Origin of the sequence: Bradyrhizobium sp. S69, assembly GCF_009766005.1 — a bacterium.
Classification (GTDB): Bacteria; Pseudomonadota; Alphaproteobacteria; order Rhizobiales; family Xanthobacteraceae; genus Bradyrhizobium.
This window is the reverse complement of sequence record NZ_LMUK01000060.1, coordinates 524340-543810: the sequence shown is the minus strand read 5'-3', so window position 1 is coordinate 543810 and position 19471 is coordinate 524340. Positions and strand designations below refer to the sequence as shown.

Below are 19471 nucleotides of genomic sequence, written 5' to 3'. Positions count from 1 at the left end.
AACTCTATCTATCCTGCCATTTCGGTTCGCGCTTCTCGATGAAGGCGCCGATGCCTTCCTCGGCGTCGCGCGCCATCATGTTCTCGGTCATGACCTCGGCTGCGTAGCGATAGGCGTCCGAAAGGCTCATTTCGGCCTGACGGTAGAAGGCGGCCTTGCCGAGCTTGACCGTGTAGGCGGATTTCAGCGCGACCTTTTGCGCCAGCTCAATCGCGGCATCGCGCTCGGTACCCGCCACGACGACGCGGTTGATCAGGCCGATGTCGCGCGCGGTCGCAGCGGCTATCGGCTCGCCGGTCAGCAGCATTTCCATCGCCTGCTTGCGCGGCACGTTGCGCGACAGCGCCACCATCGGGGTCGAACAAAACAATCCGATATCGACGCCGGGCGTTGCAAAGCTCGCGGCCTCGGAGGCAATAGCCAGGTCGCAGCTTGCCACGAGCTGGCATCCGGCCGCGGTGGCGATGGCCTGCACCGCGGCGACGACGGGCTTCGGCAGGTGCACGATGGCCTGCATCATCGCGCTGCATGCGTTCATCATCTGCGCGAAATAAGCCCGTCCGTGATCGCCATCGCCGCGGCGGGCGGTCAATTCCTTCATGTCATGGCCGGCGGAGAACGCCGGGCCGTTGGCGGCAATCACGACCGCGCGCACGCTTTCGTCGTCGCGGATGTCGTCGAGCGCCGCGTGCAGTTCGCCGATCATGGCTTCCGACAGGCTGTTGCGGCTGGCCGGGCGGTTGAGCGTCAGCACGGCGATGCTGCCCAAGGCACTGCTCAAGGTCTCGCGTAGCAGGATCGGCGGTTGCGGCGTCGTGGCGCGGGCGGCTTGAGCGGTCATCGAAATATCCGGGTGGGCGAGGCCGTCATCTTAATGTAACAGACGGGTACAGGCGAGGGCGGACCTAGCGCATGACCACTGCAAAAATGAACATGGCGGAACTCGAGACGTTTCTCCATGCCGAATTTCCCCAGGCGTTTACCGCCGGCGATATTTCGATCGAAAGCGCCGACGGGGCGACCTGTCTGCTTCGCCAGCGCTATAGCGATCGCATGCTGCGGCCGGGTGGCACGGTTTCGGGACCGACCCTGATGGCGTTGGCGGATCTTGCGATGTATGTGGTGTTGCTGTCGGCGATCGGCCCGGTCGGGCTCGCGGTAACCACCAATCTCAACATCAATTTTCTGCGCAAGGGGCAGCCGGGGCAGGATGTGCTGGCGGCAGCGCGGCTTTTGAAGCTCGGCAAGCGCCTGGCGGTGGGTGAGGTCAGTCTGCTGTCGGGGACATCGGCCGATCCGATCGCCCATGTGACGGCGACCTATTCCATTCCAAATGCTTGAGCTTTTCTAAGGTAATATAGCACCATATTTGTAAGTATATGTTTTTACAGATATTATTACCTTCAATTTGCATTGACGTGAGCGCGCGGACTATCTAGAAACCGCGGCAGTTCGGCGCGCTTCGCGCCGATTTCCATTTTCACGGATTTCCTCTCATGAAAACGTTTTCGGCAAAGCCCGCCGAGGTGACGAAGAAGTGGATACTGATCGACGCCAAAGGTCTGGTCGTCGGTCGTCTCGCCTCCATCGTCGCGATGCGCCTTCGCGGCAAGCACCTCCCGATCTATACCCCCCACGTCGATTGCGGTGACCATGTCATCATCATCAACGCGGCCCACATCGTGCTGACCGGTCGCAAGCGCGACAACAAGGTCTACTACAACCACACCGGCTTCATCGGTGGCATCAAGGAACGCACCGCCAAGTCGATCCTCGAGGGCCGCTTCCCCGAGCGCGTGGTCGAGAAGGCGATCGAGCGGATGATTCCGCGCGGACCGCTCGGCCGTGTGCAACTCGGCAATTTGCGGGTTTACCCGGGCGCCGAGCATCCCCACGAAGCCCAGCAACCCGAGACGCTCGACGTCGCTTCGATGAATCGCAAGAACATGAGGGCCGCATAAGATGTCCGATACCATGCAGTCCCTCGACCAGTTGTCGTCGCTGAAGGTCGCCGCACCGGAAGCCCCGAAATACGTCAAGAAGGTCGACAAGTTCGGCCGGGCCTATGCCACCGGCAAGCGCAAGAACGCGGTCGCCCGGGTCTGGATCAAGCCCGGCGCCGGCAAGGTCACCGTCAACACCCGTGAGGTCGAAGTCTATTTCGCTCGCCCGGTGTTGCGGATGCTGATCCAGCAGCCGCTGGTCGCAGCGGCCCGTGCCGGACAGTACGACGTGATCTGCACCGTGACCGGCGGCGGTCTGTCGGGCCAGGCGGGCGCCGTGCGTCACGGCCTGTCGAAGGCGCTGACCTATTTCGAACCCGATCTGCGCGGCGTTCTGAAGAAGGGCGGTTTCCTCACCCGCGACTCGCGCGTGGTCGAGCGCAAGAAGTACGGTCGCGCCAAGGCGCGCAAGTCGTTCCAGTTCTCGAAGCGCTAATTGCTTCGCTGGAATTTGCCGCAACGGCGGCGATCATGAACTTCGAAAGGCGCCTTCGGGCGCCTTTTTGTTTTTGCCGCATCGATTTCACGCGAGGTGGTTGGCCATTTGAAGGCGGTCGGCCGTGGTAGTTCGCTGCCCATTTTTAGCGACGATTAGACGCAATTTTTCCTGAAAACTTGCGTGTGAACACAAACGGATTGCCAACACGGCCGCATTAGTATCGCAGACTGTGCCGGTGCGTTCGATTAGATCCGCCGCGGCATGTGCATCAAACTCGGGCTGGGTGGCACATCCATGTTACTTGATATTTCGACGCTCTATCTCGTTGCCACGATGATGGCCGCGATGCTTGGCGGCATGCTGCTGTTTTTCGGCGCGCAAGAAAGCATCCCGGCGCTGAAATGGTGGGGGACCGCCTATCTGCTCGGCGCCGCATCCGTCGCGCTCTGGACGCTGGCCGGCGATGCGCTCGGCCGGCTGCCGTTGCTGGCGGTGAACGCCGTGGGCTTCGTGGCCTGCGGCATGGTCTGGAATGCCTCGCGGGTGTTTCACGGCCGCAAACCCAATCTGCCGGGGCTCGTGCTTGGCGCGATGGCCTGGGTCGCGGCCGGCGTGACGCTGGCGCCCGAAGCCGCCGAGCTGCGGATGACGATAGGTGCCGGCATTGTCGCGGTGTATGCGGCGCTGACGGCGTCCGAATTGTGGACCGAGCGCCGCCGCACGCTGCAACGGCGGTGGCCGGCGATCGTGGTGCCGGTGCTGCACGGTTTGGTGCTGATGCTGCCGATCCTGCTTGGCGATTTCCTGCGTCCGCAGGACGCCGCATTCGACGGCAGCATCTGGCTCAAGGTGTTCTCCGTCGAACTGGTGCTCTATGCCGTCGGCACCGTGTTCGTCATCTTCATGCTGGTGTCGGAGCGCGCGGTCACGGTGCACAAGACCGCGGCCTCGATGGATCCTCTGACCGGGATGTTCAATCGCCGCGGTTTTTCCGAAGCCTCGGCGCGGGTGATCGAGCGCGAAGCCCATGCGGGCCGCCCGGTGACGGTATTGATCTTCGACATCGATCATTTCAAATCGATCAATGATCGCTTCGGCCATCCGGCCGGCGACGAAATCCTCAAACTGTTCTCGGCCATCGTCATCAATACGCTGCGGATCACGGATTTGTCGGGACGAATCGGCGGCGAGGAGTTCGCGGCCTTGCTGCCGTGTTCGCTCGAGGAAGGGGTGCTCGCAGCCGAGCGCGTGCGCGAGACGTTCGCCGCATCAGGGATCGCGGTCGACGAAGGCCCAGTCGATACCACCGTCAGCATCGGGGTTGCCGGCGGACCGGCCGGCACTGAGCTCGAAGTGCTGCTGGCGTCCGCCGACACGGCGCTCTATCAGGCCAAGCGTGGCGGCCGAAATCGGGTCGAGGCGGCCGAAGAGTTGCCGCTGTCGCTGGAGAAATGGCGGCGCAAAACCGCGGGCCTATCGAGCGCGCAGCGCGGGGGCGTTCCCAATCCCGCGTAGCTTTTGAAACCGAGTGGTAACTCGCTGTTTACCATTCGCTCCATATCCTCAGCGCTATGGAATCGTACCGCAGACAGCCCGCTGACGCCGCCTTGATGTCGCTCGAAGCCGACGCGATGTCGGCCCGTGGCGGATTTGCCTGTACGTTCTCGAGCTCGGACGAATATGAGAGCGCTCTGATCTCGGAGCGGCGCGCGCAAGGCCGCTACGATCAGCCGCGCAACCGCTGGCCGATCGTGATGTTCGTCGGCTGCACGCTGATGGTTGCGGGTTCCGTGCTGCTGCTGAACTGAGTGGTCCCGGACCGGGCAGATGACGGGCGCCGCGAGGCGCCTTTTTCTTTTGCGGGCAGTTGCGATAGAAAGCGTGCGTCGCAATCCAGAGAACGCACCCCCATGATCACCGAAATCGCCCAGATCGACGTCAAGCCCGGCACCGAGAAAGACTTTGAGGCCGCGGTCGCCAAGGCCCGCCCCTTGTTCCTGCGCGCCAAGGGCGGCAAGGGTTTTGAACTGCACAAGTCGATCGAGAAACCGTCACGCTACCGGCTGATGGCGAAGTGGGAGACGCTGGAAAATCACACGGTCGATTTCCGCGGCTCTGAAGATTTCACAGCCTGGCGCGGCCTGGTCGGACAATATTTCGCAGGCCCGCCCGAGGTCGAACACACCGAGACGGTGGTGACGTCAGGCTGAGCGATCAAGGCTGCTACGCGGCCGACGTCATCCCCGGGATGAACGCAATTGCGTTCACCCGTGAGGTGCGAGCACTTGCGAGCCTCGAAGGATGGCCGCAAGCACCGAGCTGAACATCATCCTTCGCGACGCGGCGAAGACGCCGCTCCTCAGGATGACGGCGAACCCGTTGGCTGCGCATTTCAAAGCTTCGCGGCCTTTCAGGACGATGTCTTGATGCGCGCTACGCTGCCGCGGCAACCGGCGCTTTTTCCTCGGCCTTGAAATAGTCGATCATGACTTTCACGATCGCCATCAGCGGCAGCGCCAGCGCCAGTCCCCAGATGCCGAACACCACGCCGAGCAGGATCTGGAACGCAAACAGCGTAGCGGGCGGAATGTCGAGCGCCTGGCGTTGAAGCATCGGCGTGAGAATGTAGCTTTCCAACGCGTGAATGCCGAGGAAAAGCCCGAAGGCGCTGAGCGCGGCGACCCATCCTGAAGCGAGGCTTGCGAGCACTACGATCAGCCCGGCGAGCAGCGCGCCCACCGTCGGAATAAAAGTAAGCAGGCCGGCCTGGATGCCCAGGATGAACGAACTCTGGATGCCGATCAGCGCGAGCCCGATCCAGGTCACGAGAAACACCGCGGCCATGGTCAGGATCTGGGCGATCAGCCAGCGCTCCAGCGTTTCGCCGATGCGGTCGACGATGATGGTGGCGCGCGCCCGCTGCCGCGCCGGCGCCAGGAATAACAGCCCGTTGCGGTAAACGCTCGGCTGCGCTGCGAAGGTCAGCCCGAGAAACAGCACGATAAAGAAATTCCCGACCGCGCTCACGGTGCCCAGCAGCAGCTTGAGGGTCTGGCTCACGATCGCGCCGCCGCTCGAGGCAAATTCGCTCGCGCTCGGAAGATTGCGTGGCGCGGCAGCAGCGGGAGCGGCAGGTGTTTCCGACGGCGATGCGCCTGCCGCCGGGGCGGTCGATGCATTGCCGAGGTTGAAATAGCTGGTGTCGACGCCGTTTTTCTCCAGGAAACCCTTCACTGTGACCAGCTGCGACTTGATCGTATCGCTCAATACCTTGGCCTGTTGCGCGATGGTGGTGCCGCCGAGGAAGACCACGCCCGACAACAGGCCGGCGAGCACCAGGCAGACGATGGTCAGCCGCAGCGCATGCGGCAGCCTGATCACGCGTCCCAACAGGTTGCTGATGGCGTTGAGCGCGACCCCGAGCAGCATCCCGGCGAAGATCAGGAATAGCGTCGCGGCAAAATACCACGTGAACAGCAACAGCGCGGCAAACGCCACCACGCCAATGCCGCCGACGGAGATCGCCCAGGCAAGGTCGACGCGGGCAGGGACACGAACGTCAATGGAGTTTGGCAATTTGCTTCCCTGTTCGATGGCTGGTCCGAACGCTCACTCTTTAGACAAACGGCCACGGGATCAAGCAGGATGGGGATCAGGCAGCGGAACCCGGCGGACGCCAGCCGATGCTGGCCGTGAAAACCTGGCCGTGAAACGGGGCTTCACGCCCCAATGGGGCCGGTTGGCGCAAAGCTTCCCGGTTTCTTGAGGCTCCCCGGTTCTTGCAGGGCTGTGGGGTGACGAACGCTGGCATAAAATGTTGATCCGCGGGCGTTCGGGAGGCATGATCGCACTGGAATCGTGACCAGGTGTAGATAATTCTTGCCCGAGACCTTGAAAGTGGAGCGATGAGACGGCCCGTCGTCGGCGTGATCGGAAACGCCCACCAAGTCGAAAACCGTTTCGCGACACAGCTCGTCGGTGAGCGGAATCTCCGCGCCGTAGCCGAGGTCGCGGGTGCGTTGCCGCTGATGTTCGCGGGAACCCCTGAGATCACCGACATTGCCGCCTTGCTCGATGCTGTCGATGGCATCGTGCTGACCGGGGCGCGCGCCAATGTTCATCCGACGCGCTTCAAGACCGAGCCGGATGCCAAGCACGAACCCTACGATATTCTGCGCGACGACCTGGCGCTGGCGCTGTCGGAAGCGTGCGTCGCCCGCGGCGTGCCGCTGTTCGGCATCTGTCGCGGCTTGCAGGAAATGAACGTCGCCTTTGGCGGCTCGCTGCACCCGGAAATCCGCGAAATACCCGGGCGCATGAACCACCGGATGCCGCGGCTGGAGAACGGCGAAATCCATCCCGATCCCACGGTCGTGTTCGCCGACCGGCATGACGTCACGCTCACCCCCGGCGGCGCGTTCGCCAAGCTGTTGGGCCGCGAGACCATCCGGGTCAATTCGCTGCACGGGCAGGGCATCCTGGAGCCCGGCAAACGCGTCGTCATCGAGGGCGTGGCGGAAGACGGCACCATCGAGGCGATCCGCATCGCCGACGCGTCAAGTTTCGCACTCGGGGTGCAATGGCATGCGGAGTACGATCCGCAGTGCAATCCGATCAACCGGACGCTGTTCCAGGCGTTCGGCGACGCGCTGACGGGGAGCCAGCGGCGCTAGCCGAAACCTGCGGGGCGCGTGGACCCTCCAAAGCATTCCAAAGTGCCGACACAACGGTGGAGAAGACAGCATGGCCAAGGAAATTCTGTGCGGATTTGGGGTCGATGTCGATGCGGTCGCGGGTTGGCTCGGCTCCTACGGCGGTGAAGACTCGCCTGATGATATTTCGCGTGGGCTGTTTGCGGGCGAGGTCGGAAGCCCCCGCCTGTTGAAGATGTTCGATCGGCTCGGCATCAAGACAACCTGGTTCATCCCCGGCCATTCGATTGAAACCTTTCCCGACGAGATGAAGGCGGTTGCCAATTCGGGCCATGAAATCGGGATTCACGGCTACAGCCACGAAAATCCGATTGCGATGACCCGCGAGCAGGAAGTCGAAGTCCTGGACAAGTCGATCGAGCTGGTCGAAAAACTGTCCGGCAAACGTCCAACCGGCTACGTCGCCCCGTGGTGGGAATTTTCCACCATTACCAACGAACTGCTGCTCGAACGCGGCATCAAGTACGACCATTCGCTGATGCACCACGATCACCAGCCCTACTACGTGCGGGTCGGCGATACCTGGACCAAGATCGACTATTCCAGGAAGCCGTCCGACTGGATGGTTCCGCTGCGGCGCGGGCAGACAACCGACCTCATCGAAATCCCCGCGAGCTGGTATCTCGACGATCTGCCACCGATGATGTTCATCAAGAAGTCGCCCAACAGCCATGGATTCGTAAACCCTCGCGACATCGAGCAGATGTGGCGCGATCAGTTCGACTGGGTTTACCGCGAATATGACTACGCGGTGTTTCCGATCACCATCCATCCGGACGTCTCGGGCCGGCCGCACGTGCTGATGATGCTGGAACGGCTGTACGCGCATATGAGCGCGCAACCAGGGGTCAAATTCGTGACCATGGATGAGATGGCCGATGATTTCGCCAGGCGCTCGCCGCGCACCAAGTAGGAGACGGGTTCGATGTGCGCGCTTTGCGGTGTTTTGGGCGGAGCGGAGCATTGGACTGATGCCCATGACCGGCCCGGCGCGTTCACGCGCAATACCGGCCCGATCGAGCGCCGCAGGGAGCGCGCACGTCGCGTGATCCTGGCAAACCGGATCCTGCGCCATTTTGGCCTGAGCCTCGGCGACTGGCAGGGAAGTACCTTCATATTGTCGACACCGACGGGCAAAACCGAACTCGTCGACAACCTGGCGCATTTGTGGGGTGCCGCCGAGAGGCTTGTCGGTCGCCCGATCGACCCGCTCGATCAGGATTTCCTAGACAGATTGGACATGAGATTGGACTTGCATCCTTGAGCACAAACCTGGATTCCATCCCGGTGTTTTTGCTGACCGGCTTTCTCGGCTCCGGAAAGACGACCTTGTTGGCGCGATTGCTGAAGAATTCCGCCTTCCACGACAGCGCTGTTCTGATCAACGAGTTCGGCGAAGTCGGCCTCGACCATCATCTGCTGGGGCGCATCGATGACACGATGGTGCTGCTCAGTTCGGGATGTCTGTGCTGTACGATCCGCGGTGAACTCGCGTTTGCCATCCGGGAATTGTATTCCAAGCGCGAGCGCGGCCTGATCCCGCGGTTTCGACGGCTGATCGTGGAAACGTCGGGCCTTGCCGATCCGCTGCCTGCGATTGCAACGATCGCAGCCGACAAGGTTCTCAAGCATCATTTTCGGATCGGTGCCGTGATCGCGACGATCGATGCCGTCAACGGTCGCAAGACACTTTTGCAGCAGCCCGAAAGCCTGAAGCAGGCTGCGATCGCTGACCGGCTGGTCCTGACCAAGACCGACCTCTGCGACCAGCGAACCGTTATGGATGTCATCGATGCGGTGCGCATCATCAATCCGGATTCACCCCTCTATGACGCATGCGACGATCGGCTCGACCTGGCCGACGTTCTCGTCGAGCAGTCAACACCGATCCAGCTGCCGAGCGGGATAAGTTGCGCGGAAGTGCCGCCCGGGATGCTGCATGGTCGATCAACGTCGTCCTTTTCACTGCTGATCGACAGACCGGTCGACTGGACGTTGTTCGGCTTGTGGCTGACCATGCTTCTCAATCGCCACGGCGAGAATATCCTTCGGGTCAAAGGGCTTCTCAATGTGGAGGGTACCGATCGGCCAGTTGCACTCCACGGGGTGCAGCAACTGGTGTACCCGCCGACGCACCTTTCGATGTGGCCTGACGACGACCGGCGTTCCAGATTGATTTTCATTCTGCGGGGGGTGGCTTCAACGTCGATTTCGCGTTCGCTGCATGCCTTCGGACTTTTGGACGACGGCAATCCGCCGGGGAACGCGCGACAGCGCATGGCCTCCGGACAAGATATACTGTTCTCGTAAGATTGGATCGGCAAGGATGATCGAGGTTTGATCGACGAAAAAGCTCGCAGGATGGGTTGAGCTCTTCGCGAAACCCATCGTTTTCAAGGACGAAATTGACGGGTATCGCTTCGCTCCACCCATCCTTCGGATCTGCCAAAATCGACGCGAATGACCCAACTCGGACTTCCGCGTGTCAATAAAGGCGCACGGGGAGCGGGACGCCAGCCGGACCGGCCAGCAGGCCCCAGGTCTCGTCGGCAGCGACCTCGAACTCACGGTTCTGCACTGCGCCGCTCGCGACCTTGAGGGTGACCTTGTACGTGCCCGGCGGCAGATTGATTTCCTGGCTCTCGGGCGATTTGCGTCCGGTTGCGGGGGCGTCCGCCAACCTGGCGCCAGCCGCCAGCTCGATGGTCTGCTCGTTGATGGTGATGACGGCCTCTTCATCCGTGTCGTTGCCGAGCAACAGTCTGACCTGCCCTGGCATCGGCAGAATTGGCATCGGCAGGATGGCGGCATCCGTGGCGGCAGGCTTGCGCAGCGACAGATCGGCGATCGTCCGGTCGTCCTGATGGGCGAGCCGAAGCAGCGCCGGCCCATCTGATGTCGTGAACGCGATCACGGCCCCGTCCGACTTGACGACCGCGCCATCAGTCTCCGTCCAGCCGCGCTTGCCCAACTCGAGGCGATAGAAGCGGAGTACGCCTGCGAGATCGAGCGGCGTCTCGACGTGAAACGCCTTGATGAACGTTGAATCCTTCGCCGTCGTGAGAAGCCAGGGCTTGGGCCGCGGCAGACCGGTGACGGGATCGTCGTCCGCCGGCTGTGCCGGCGCCGCTTCCGAGGGGACGGCACAGAGCAGGCGCCTGGCGATGTAATTGCCGGGACAACCGGCAACGGCCCATGACATAACGTCATAGGTTGGCCGGAACGTGTCACGCGAGCCCGATGGGATGGTGCTTGTCGCGTTCGCGGGGGTGGTGAATATCGGGGTCGATTGATGGGTGGTTTTCGATGACCAGTGGTAGGTGCAACTGCTCAACCTTGAAAAACCGGTGTCACAATTACCCTGCGGATCCACGGCCTTTGCGAGCGCCCCCGTCAGGACGACGACCGTCGCTATGGCCGTCACGGCAGCCACGCTGCCGACGAGCAAAACACCTTTCGTTCGACGATTCATCGCCGGAGTCCAACTTCCACGAGAGACTTGGGACCAAGAGCCTTGGGAACAGGTGCTCGTCATGAGCTTAGTGGCGTTGGCCATGTAGAAAGTTCATCGCTCGTTGGTTTTCTCACACCAATTCTACGTTGCGTGAGCGCAGGGATCCCGTTGGTCGCTTGAACGCCCAAACCGACGCTTTCGATCGGCAAACCCGAACAACCAGCACTTCTGAGATTGCTCCGTAACCGGACGTGCCGCGGGCAAGCGGAAATCGACGCGAATGACCCGAAGGCGACATCACGGTCGTTTCAGCAGCGCAGTGTTGAAGTTTGACCTACGAACATCCTGCAAGCCAGGCTACGGCAACTCTCTTCCGCCGCGCTTCTCAACAAAAGCAGATCTCTGCTACGGAGGAAGATAGGACGCAGGCTCGCAGCCGTGAGATCATGTCGAACGCGGCGTATGATGCTTAGCGCTTGCTAACGGCAAGGTTCGGAATGTACTGGCACGGGTCGGATGGATCGACGTAGCCCTGATCGAATTCAATCACGTCGCCCGCATCCACGGTGAGTCCGGCAGGAAGCACCACTATGGCCTTGCCTACCCATGTGTCGGCGAAGACCTCCGTGTTTGTGGCGTAGTTCGGATTGATACGTCTGTCTGCAACGACCTGGCTCGATCGTGTCATGGCTAGCGCCTGAGCCGCGGTTGCTATCCCGATCACCATCGCTTGTTTCCGGATCCTCGCCCGCGGTGGCGACAACTTCGCCTTCGCGCCGCACTCAACCTTCGGCTCCTTGATGGCCGTCAATTCGTCTTCGCCCGACTCGCGCGCCGTCGCCTGCCGTTGTGCGAGGCCGACGGGTTCAACCGCCCAGGACGGGAGGGAAGCAGCGCCGGAAGCGAGGTCGCCGGCAGCGCGCGGCATGGGGAGCTTGGCCGGATTCGAGCTGGGGTCGCCGCCATCGTGTCCTGGCTGCTTCGACAGATCGGCACCATTGACGTCCAGCGTCGCGAGTGGCGCCTTGGCGCGCTTGTCGGCGTCGGCTACGGCTGGAATGCTCGGCAAAACATTCTGTTCATTCGGCGCGGAAACCGGTGGCGGCGGAGCCGCCACAGGCTCTTCCATCACGATTTCAACCGGCGTCGCTGCAATCGAAGCGGGCTCGGTCCGCTCGAAGAACCCGAGCAGTAGAACCAGCGCAATGATGACATGTCCCGCAATCGCCAATCCGTAGGCCATGCGGCGGTTGTTGGATTCCTGCCGAAGGAAATGCTGCAACCACTCCACCACAGCCACCGCGTCAATTGGAACGTGCCTCAACCTATAGCGTTTTCGAGCGAAGTGGGCACCGGTTCGCGTGAAGAAAACGCGTCAAAGCAAAAGACTAGAGCCCCGTTCCGATTCAATCGGAACGGAAAAGGCTCTAGTGCTATTTTACCTTAGGCATGCCGTTGGCTTCAACACTTTCTCCGTCACGCGGATGTGCTCCGACCGACAACGTGTTGGTCTCAGGCCGCTCCAGCGATGTCGGCTTGTGGCACCTTTCGGACGTGAAGCGATGTCCGACGTGAGTCCGTCATGCGCACCAAAGCGGACGTCCGCCGGCGCTTCCTCTACGGCAGTCGCGCGGCGATGCCATCGAGCAGGCATTGCAGGCCCTGTTCGAATCCCTGCTGCACCAGATGCGGATCATGGGGCGTTCGCGCGTCGTCGACGACGCGCATGAACAGGGGAAACTGACCGGAACTGCGGATCGTCTCGACGTACTGCGCCTGGCTTTCCATCCATCGCTCACGACCAAGGCCGGAGCGCGCTTCGGCCTGCTGCTCGGCGATTTCTCCAGCCGCGTAGCCTCGGGCGAAGGTCGAGAGCGTATTGGCGATCACCAGCATGCCGTCGATATCCAGCCCATGCCCGTCCAGCGTTTTCAGCGTGGCTTCCATCGAAGCCAGGCTGTTGGGCCCAAGCGTCGGTCGAAATACCGAGATCGCGATCATCCAGGGATGGCGTTTGATCACCGCGCGCGTGTGATGGGCGATCGCTGCCAGATCCGTTCGCCAGTCGCCTGACCGCTCGGGGCCCCGCGTTTCTCCCATCACCAGATCGACCATCAGGTCGAGCAGTTCGTCCTTGTTGCGCACGTAGCGATAGAGCGAGGTGGCGCGGCTTCCGATCTCGGCCGCCACGCGTCGCATCGAGGCCGCTTCGATCCCATCCGCATCGGCGATCTTCACGGCGGCCTCGGCGATCCGCGCGCGACTATGCGCCGGCTGCGGCCCACGGGACGGCCGGGCAGGCCGCGCGCACAGCAGCGCACTTGATTCCGTCGATACAGGTTTCTTCGTTACCATTGCGTACACTGTACGCAGTATGATAGCGGATGTAAATATCCGCGTTTCTGAAAGGGAATATGATGACGCCACCCGTCACGATCGTCGGTGCGGGCCTCGGCGGCCTGATTCTCGCACGCGTGCTCCACGTCCACGGCATCGCTGCTACGATCTACGAGGCGGAGCCTTCGGCGGGCGCCCGCACCCAGGGCGGCCAGCTCGATATCCACGCGCATGACGGCCAGCTCGCGCTGAAGGACGCCGGCCTGTTCGACGCGTTCCGCGCCATCATCCACGAGGGCGGCGAGGCTTCGCGGGTGCTCGACCAGCGCGGTACGGTGTTGCTCGACGAGCCCGACGACGGCACCGGCGGGCGTCCCGAGGTGCTGCGCGGCGACCTGCGGCGGATCCTGCTCGAGTCCTTGCCCGACGGGATGGTCCAGTGGGGACGCAAGGTCAGCGATGTCAGGCCGCTGGGCGACGGCCGGCACGAGCTGAGCTTCGCGGACGGCTCGACGTTGAGCAGCGGTCTTCTCGTCGGCGCCGACGGCGCGTGGTCGCGCGTTCGCCCGCTGCTTTCGGACGCCAAACCCGACTATGTCGGCACGTCGTTCATCGAGACCTATCTGTACGACGCCGACGAGCGGCACGCCGCGGCCGCCAAAGCGGTCGGCGCCGGCGGGATGTTCGCAGCTGCCCCGGGAAAGGGAATCTTCGCGCACCGCGAGGCGGGCAGTGTCCTGCACACCTACGTCGCGCTGAGCCGGCCCGTCGAATGGTTCGCCGGGATCGACTTTGGCAACGCCGCCGCCGCGACGGCTCGCATCGCGGCCGAGTTCGACGGATGGGCGCCGGAGCTCACCGCGCTGATCACCGATGGCGACACCGCGCCGGTCCTGCGCGTTCTCCACACCCTCCCGATCGCACATCGATGGGATCGCGTGCCTGGGGTGACGCTCGTCGGTGATGCCGCGCATCTGGCACCGCCGGCCGGCGAGGGCGCTAACCTCGCGATGTTCGACGGCGCCGAACTCGGCAAGGCGATCGCCGCGCATCCCCGCGAACTCGAAGCAGCACTCAGCGCCTACGAAGCGGCGCTATTCCCGCGCAGTCAGTCGGCTGCCGCCGACGCGCACGAAATTCTAAAACTTTGCCTCGGTGACAGCGCCCCGTTCGGGCTGGTGGAGTTCTTCGCGCACGCCTCCGCCTCGCAAACGATTTCATGATGCGGTTATTGCGCGCAGCCCGAATGTTCCCGCTCTGACTCCATTCTGTTCTCAAAGAACGAATCGGAGTCAAACAAATCAGCGCGGGCCAAATCCTAATGGCCGGTTACCTCGCAAAAGGGCGGCTTCCAGGTCCGCACGGCTTCAAGGTCTGATTGCCGCGACATGCGCGGATACGGACAGCACAAGAATTCTGCGATTCCGCTTCTTGTCCGTTATATTGTCATGCTACCTAAGGTATAGGGTCAAACTTCTGGCATTCATCCCATCGCATACCGCTGGAGATAGAGCATGGCCGTCACTGGCTCGTCCTTCGGGTTACGGAAGTCTCAGCCGCGCCCGATTGACGCGCTGAACGGCATTCGACGGCCATTGGCCTACGATTTCGCGATACGGCGAGCGCCTGGTCCTTCACGGCAGCCGGCTTCGCAGCAGCCGATTCCGAGCCGCATCGTGCTTATTCTGTCCGATCCGATGGATGCTGCGCGCGACCAGTTGTTCATCGATCAGGTGCCGGTGCCGCGCGACGCCTTTCGCTTCGACCCGCACGATCATATTCTGAGCTGGCGCGGTCTATTCGGTGGCGGTCAATATCATCTCAGTGTCAACAGGCGCTCCGGATCGGGGGTCGTCGGAGCGGGGCTCAATCCTGCGGGGATAGAGGCGACGCAGGTCGTCAGCTTTGTCTGCGACGTCGCCACGGACTGCGGCGCCCAATATGTCACCTCGGGCGGCAAAGCCGAGGGATTCGCCTGGGATCCCGAGTCCGCGGCGTGGAAGGGTGCGCAATGGGCGGCAGGCCGGTTGCAGCTTTCCTATTCGCTCACCCCCGGCGGGCTGATGGATCCGGCGGCGTTTGGCTTCGAATTTGCCGATTTGCAAACGGGCAACGATCCCTGGACCCCGGATGAGAGCGAGGCCGGCGGCACCCTGACGATGGGCGAGCGAAACGGCCGCCTGGTCTGGAATTTGCTGTTCAAGTCATTGGTGGACCCTGATGCAGATCGAGGCCGCTCGACCAGCGGGCCCGACACCGTCTATCCGCTGTGGCTTCAGGCGTTCGAGGATGCCAGCGCCATGAGCATCTCGGGCGCGATGCAGATCGATGGGCATTTCCCAAATGGCAGACTGGTCGGTTTGCAAGGCGTTGCGGCGCTGGCGCAGGCCAACGGCTATTTCAGCATCGCGCCGAATGCCGCGCCATTGGCGGTGTTCGGCGGCCGGCTCGTCATTGCAGGCGAGCCGATTCGCACCTCGCTGCTCAACGGCGACGTGTTGTCGTGGAGCGATCTCACCGCAAGCCAGCAGCACCAGACCGGACTGCCGGTGCGCGGCAGCGTGAAATTTGCAGCCGACGGGTCGACCGCGGCGAGCGCCGACGGCCGCTTGAAAATGCAGCGGCTTTCCGCCAAGGCCGCGCTTGACGCCATCGCGGCCCACCGGGACCTGCATCCGCAGGCCTTTGCCGCGGCGGAACGCCAGCACACCGCCCTGGCTGGCGGCCTGGACATCTTTGGCCTCACGTCGATGACGCCCTTTGTGAAGCAGCAAGGCTCGTGGCAGGACCAGGTCCAGGTCGCGGTGACGCAGGATCTCGGCGCCATCACCAACAGCTTTATGCCTTCCGATTTGTGGAACACGCTGTTTCCGGGAGATCAACCCAAACTGACCGGCAAATTGGCCGAGATCGCCAATTCACCGGTCGACGGTGTTTTCTATCCGGCTGGCTGGTACGGATCGTTGGCGGTCGCCGTGCTCACCCAGGGCCTGGCCGACGGCACCGACGACAACTGCAAATATCTCAACAAGTGGCGGGCCAAGACCTGGCTCAAGACGCAGACCGCTGCCTCCAAGGTCTATCAGGTCCACGGCCAGGCCTTGTTCCAATACGAATGGGACAAGTTGTTTCCGCTGACGGCGCAGTATCGCAGCGACCAGATCAACAACGCGTCCGCCTACCAGCCGCAGATCATGGCGAAGCTCCAGGAGCAGATTGACGATATCGTCAAGAACGTGGCCGACGATCCCGCCAATCCCGGCATGAAGGGCAAGCTGATCGCGCAGATGCAGGACTCCGGCCAATACGCCGTGATGCACAATCTCTACTGGGCGTTCTATTTCTATATCTACAACACCAGTCCTAGATTTCTCAAAAGTTTCTACACCCAGCTCAATATCAGCAGCGGCTCCGACGATACGACCATGCTGTCGCGGCTGTTGCAGGCCAACTCATCGGTGCTCACCGCGCTCGACCCGTCAGGTCACTTCGCCAATGAATATGTCAAGGCCATCAACACCTTCGTCGCCACCAACGTGATGATCGGCACCTACGACTTCAGCAACGATTCGATCGACGTCGACGTGGTGAAGCAATGCCTGCAGAAATTCGTCGACGACAACCTTAACAACAGCGACGCCAAGCTCGCCGCCGCCGCGGCAACTGTGCAGCAGATCCTCGATGACCAGCAGGCCGATGAGATCTTCGTGCAATCGTTCAAGGTCATCAACAGCTTTGCCGAGGCGATCGACGAAGCGATGGCGCTGCCGTTCATTGCCGAGCGTTACGAGAAATGGTTCGTCGCCACATATCCAAGGTTTTCGGTCGGGGTCGAAGTGTTTGGCTCGCTGCTGCTGGGCACCATCAGCGGGCTCGCTGTCGCCAGTCTGGTCGTGTCGTTCAAGGAATGGGGCCGGATGACCGACGATCAGCGTGCGCAGGTCATCATCGACACTGCCGGCCTGGGCCTGCAGTTCGTCGCCGCCGTGGTCCAGCGCGGTGCGCGGCTGTCGCTGGTTTTCGGGGCGGACGGCCTGAGCGCTGGCGAACGCGCGATGGCGTTCGGCCGGATCACCGTGTTGGGCGAAGGCGGCAAGGCGTTCGAGGTCATGTTCACGCGGACCGGCAGCGGCGCGGCCCGGTGGCTCGGCAGCGCCAAGCCAATCGTCGTGACCGGCGACGGCGTGGCGAGCGCGATCCTGGTCAGCGAGAACGCGGCGGCGGAGGATGCCTCGCTGGTGGGCAAGATGTTCGGCAAGAACCTGGAGGAATTCATGGGAACGCGGATCACACCGCTTCTCATCATCGCCGGGCTCTATTTCAATATTTCATCCCTGATACACGACAAGGGCGAGTTGGAAACGGCCAACGACGCGCTCGGCATTGCCAGCGGCGGATTGCTGCTGATTTCCCTGATGGGAACGGCGGCGGTGGGCCTCGGTTGGATGACCGCCGAATGCGGCATGGCGATGTTTTGCTCCGCGTGCGGCGCCTTCGGCATTCTCGCGGCGCTCGCCGGGGTCGGCATCATGATCTATTTGCTGGTCCATCCCGACACGCCGCCGGACCCGGTCGAGACATTTGTCAACAATTATGTCGAGCCGGCCGGCTTCAAGATCCGCAACCGCTGCAGCAGCCTCGATTACGCCAGACCGTTCGTCAATCCCGAACAGTCCGACCTCTTGATGATCGGATTTACGCTTGCCTCGGGCGACCAACTCTTTCGTTGCCGGCCCGACGGCACCATCGACAAGGCGCTAAAGTTCTCCGGCCAGCCGGATATGATCTGGCAGGCGAGCACGGACAGCCTGGGCGTGAGCAAGATCTTCACCGTGGCGCAGCCCGATGAGAGCAGGCCGCCCGTCGTGCTCTATCTCAGCATGATGAACGACCACACGGTTTCGTTCCAGCCGAAGCTGTCGCAGCCGTCCAATGTGTTGACGCAGTCCTGGCTGCACGCTGCGCAATCCGACGCCGTGTGCACCAACGGTGGCGCCTATCTGCTGTCCCTGGCGATGACACTGCAGCCGGTGATGCCGGACACGAGCACGCCGCCGAGCTATCCGCCGCAGAATGCGACGGGCTGGCTGAGCGATAATGGCAGCGGCCTTGGTTTCCAGCCGCTGTTTTTGCGGACGACGTTCACGCTGGCGATGTCGGGCATGGCGCCGAATTTCATGACCATGAAGAATCTCGATTTCCCGCTCGGCACCCAGCCGGATAAGGCGCAAGGCTTCATGCCGCAGTTTGCCGTGCTGCCCAGCGCGCCTCTCACCTGTGCCGTCGACGGCGCGCTGCCTGACTTTCTCGACTTCGATCCGACCTCCGGCGAGTTCAAGCCGAACGGTAAGGCGGCCGCGACAGCCGGCACCTCGACCTTGAAATTATCCGTCAAGAACGCGGTCGGGCAGGCGCAGGCGAGCTTCGCCATCACCGTGGCGGCGCCGCAGCCGTCATAGCGCAGCCGCGGCTGGCCTTATCAGGGGAATTGCGCCGATCAGGAGAAGACCAGAATGGGCGATATGAAACAGTTGCAGCAACGATTGCTCAGCCCCATCACCGGCGCGGCTGCTGGCGGCGACGCCGGGCTGATGCCCGAGCTTGTCGCGCTGGTGGATGCCCTGCCGTACTACGACAGCGATGAATTTTCATCGTGTCATCGCGGCACCTTGCTCAATCTCTTGATCACGAGACTTACTACCAATCCTGACCGGGACCGGTATAGCCGCGGCGATCCGGACCTTTCGCCGTACGGCTTTGCGGTGTTCCACCAGACCCTGCGCACCGAGGCGGCCACCGCCCTCTTTGCGTATTGGAGCGCCGGAGGCCCATTCTTCGATCTGCCGATATGTTATCCGCATAATCCGCCTTCGTCACCTCGTGATATCAGCATGACGTACCCTCTGTTTTTCAGCCATCATCTCCTGATCGACCTGTTGCGCAACAGGGGCGGATGGGCGCCTGACGGGTTCGACGACCGCCTGAGGCTGTTCAATCAAAGTTTCAACACTGGCGGATTGGCGAGCAGCGTCATGAGCGTGTTCAATACCGGTTACGATCCGGTGGCCAAGGCGTTGGCGGCTCTGCGTTCCGCCGCGCCACCCGCCGAGGCGGTCAAGGCCTTGAACGACACGCTGATGGGCCGCAACCTGGCCGGCCAGGGCCTGCGGACCAACATCAATACGGCGGTCAGCGAGGGCGGCGACAGCGCCATCGCCGCCACATGGCTGCTGTTCGTGTTGTGGGTGACGTTTGCCTGCCTGGAGGCGGATGATATCAAGATCGAGGCCATCATCCTCGAAGTCCGCTCCAGTGGTCTCCACGTTCCCGAACTGGTTTGGGAAAAGGTCTGGCACACGCAATATTCGAACTGGTTCGCACCGCTCAGCGGTGCCGATTTGGCGCCGCTGCTGCCGAACGTTGATGCGAGTTTCGCGAGTGAGCTCATCTGGGGTGAGAGATCTACCTGGTATCCGCCGGTAGGCTATCCTCCTTGGCATTAGGTGCGACTTCGGGTGCAGAGCGC

General features: G+C 62.3%; 18 protein-coding genes. 13 read left to right on the top strand and 5 right to left on the bottom strand.

The features are described 5' to 3' along the window. Positions 1-4 precede the first annotated feature (4 nt). Complete coding sequence (locus tag GSQ88_RS34250; RefSeq protein ID WP_159012652.1) at positions 5-841, bottom strand: enoyl-CoA hydratase; 837 nt, start codon at positions 839-841, stop codon at positions 5-7. Positions 842-912: 71 nt separating this feature from the next. Here GSQ88_RS34250 and GSQ88_RS34245 point away from each other — a divergent pair, with 71 nt between their 5' ends. From GSQ88_RS34245 to GSQ88_RS34220, 6 genes are all read left to right on the top strand, one after another. Then, entirely contained in the window at positions 913-1341 is a 429-nt protein-coding gene (locus GSQ88_RS34245; RefSeq protein WP_159012651.1) for a PaaI family thioesterase, read from the top strand. Between the two features lie 155 nt (positions 1342-1496). After that, positions 1497-1961: a 50S ribosomal protein L13 gene (gene rplM / locus GSQ88_RS34240; RefSeq protein ID WP_159012650.1), complete on the top strand. Its 465-nt coding sequence runs from the start codon at positions 1497-1499 to the stop codon at positions 1959-1961. 1 nt (position 1962) lies between these two features. Continuing rightward, a complete protein-coding gene (gene rpsI / locus GSQ88_RS34235; RefSeq protein WP_159012649.1) occupies positions 1963-2439 on the top strand; it encodes a 30S ribosomal protein S9 in 477 nt (158 codons plus the stop codon). Between the two features lie 297 nt (positions 2440-2736). Next, entirely contained in the window at positions 2737-3957 is a 1221-nt protein-coding gene (locus GSQ88_RS34230) for a GGDEF domain-containing protein (RefSeq protein ID WP_159012648.1), read from the top strand. Between the two features lie 56 nt (positions 3958-4013). Next, positions 4014-4250 carry a hypothetical protein gene (locus tag GSQ88_RS34225; protein ID WP_159012647.1) on the top strand — a complete coding sequence of 79 codons (237 nt, stop codon included), beginning with the start codon at positions 4014-4016 and terminating at the stop codon, positions 4248-4250. Between the two features lie 102 nt (positions 4251-4352). Further along, the gene (locus GSQ88_RS34220; RefSeq protein ID WP_159012646.1) at positions 4353-4652 is read left to right on the top strand and encodes an antibiotic biosynthesis monooxygenase family protein; all 300 of its coding nucleotides are present in this window, start codon (positions 4353-4355) and stop codon (positions 4650-4652) included. Positions 4653-4875: 223 nt separating this feature from the next. Here the strand turns inward: GSQ88_RS34220 and GSQ88_RS34215 are convergent, their stop codons facing one another. Continuing rightward, the gene (locus tag GSQ88_RS34215) at positions 4876-6018 is read right to left on the bottom strand and encodes an AI-2E family transporter (protein WP_159012645.1); all 1143 of its coding nucleotides are present in this window, start codon (positions 6016-6018) and stop codon (positions 4876-4878) included. A gap of 329 nt (positions 6019-6347) precedes the next feature. Here GSQ88_RS34215 and GSQ88_RS34210 point away from each other — a divergent pair, with 329 nt between their 5' ends. The 4 genes from GSQ88_RS34210 (at position 6348) to GSQ88_RS34195 (ending at position 9464) form a co-directional block, all read left to right on the top strand. After that, positions 6348-7115 carry a gamma-glutamyl-gamma-aminobutyrate hydrolase family protein gene (locus GSQ88_RS34210; protein ID WP_159012644.1) on the top strand — a complete coding sequence of 256 codons (768 nt, stop codon included), beginning with the start codon at positions 6348-6350 and terminating at the stop codon, positions 7113-7115. Positions 7116-7185: 70 nt separating this feature from the next. Beyond that, a complete protein-coding gene (locus GSQ88_RS34205) occupies positions 7186-8067 on the top strand; it encodes a polysaccharide deacetylase family protein (protein ID WP_159012643.1) in 882 nt (293 codons plus the stop codon). A gap of 12 nt (positions 8068-8079) precedes the next feature. After that, complete coding sequence (locus tag GSQ88_RS34200; protein ID WP_159012642.1) at positions 8080-8418, top strand: hypothetical protein; 339 nt, start codon at positions 8080-8082, stop codon at positions 8416-8418. Then, entirely contained in the window at positions 8415-9464 is a 1050-nt protein-coding gene (locus GSQ88_RS34195) for a CobW family GTP-binding protein (RefSeq protein WP_246785196.1), read from the top strand. The genes GSQ88_RS34200 and GSQ88_RS34195 overlap by 4 nt, the downstream gene beginning before the upstream one ends. Positions 9465-9639: 175 nt before the next feature. Here GSQ88_RS34195 and GSQ88_RS34190 read toward each other — a convergent pair whose 3' ends face one another. From GSQ88_RS34190 to GSQ88_RS34180, 3 genes are all read right to left on the bottom strand, one after another. Beyond that, positions 9640-10602 carry a hypothetical protein gene (locus GSQ88_RS34190; RefSeq protein WP_159012641.1) on the bottom strand — a complete coding sequence of 321 codons (963 nt, stop codon included), beginning with the start codon at positions 10600-10602 and terminating at the stop codon, positions 9640-9642. Between the two features lie 475 nt (positions 10603-11077). After that, positions 11078-11908: a hypothetical protein gene (locus GSQ88_RS34185; RefSeq protein ID WP_210253956.1), complete on the bottom strand. Its 831-nt coding sequence runs from the start codon at positions 11906-11908 to the stop codon at positions 11078-11080. A gap of 317 nt (positions 11909-12225) precedes the next feature. Further along, on the bottom strand, positions 12226-12963 hold the full coding sequence (locus tag GSQ88_RS34180; RefSeq protein WP_210253955.1) for a TetR/AcrR family transcriptional regulator: 738 nt from the start codon (positions 12961-12963) through the stop codon (positions 12226-12228). 62 nt (positions 12964-13025) lie between these two features. Here GSQ88_RS34180 and GSQ88_RS34175 point away from each other — a divergent pair, with 62 nt between their 5' ends. The 3 genes from GSQ88_RS34175 (at position 13026) to GSQ88_RS34165 (ending at position 19448) form a co-directional block, all read left to right on the top strand. Next, positions 13026-14168 (top strand): FAD-dependent oxidoreductase, encoded by a 1143-nt coding sequence (locus GSQ88_RS34175; RefSeq protein WP_159012800.1) that lies wholly within the window; start codon positions 13026-13028, stop codon positions 14166-14168. Positions 14169-14621: 453 nt separating this feature from the next. After that, complete coding sequence (locus GSQ88_RS34170; RefSeq protein ID WP_159012638.1) at positions 14622-18404, top strand: hypothetical protein; 3783 nt, start codon at positions 14622-14624, stop codon at positions 18402-18404. Between the two features lie 54 nt (positions 18405-18458). Further along, positions 18459-19448, top strand: coding sequence for a hypothetical protein (locus tag GSQ88_RS34165; protein WP_159012637.1), 990 nt, complete (start codon positions 18459-18461; stop codon positions 19446-19448). Positions 19449-19471: the final 23 nt, after the last annotated feature.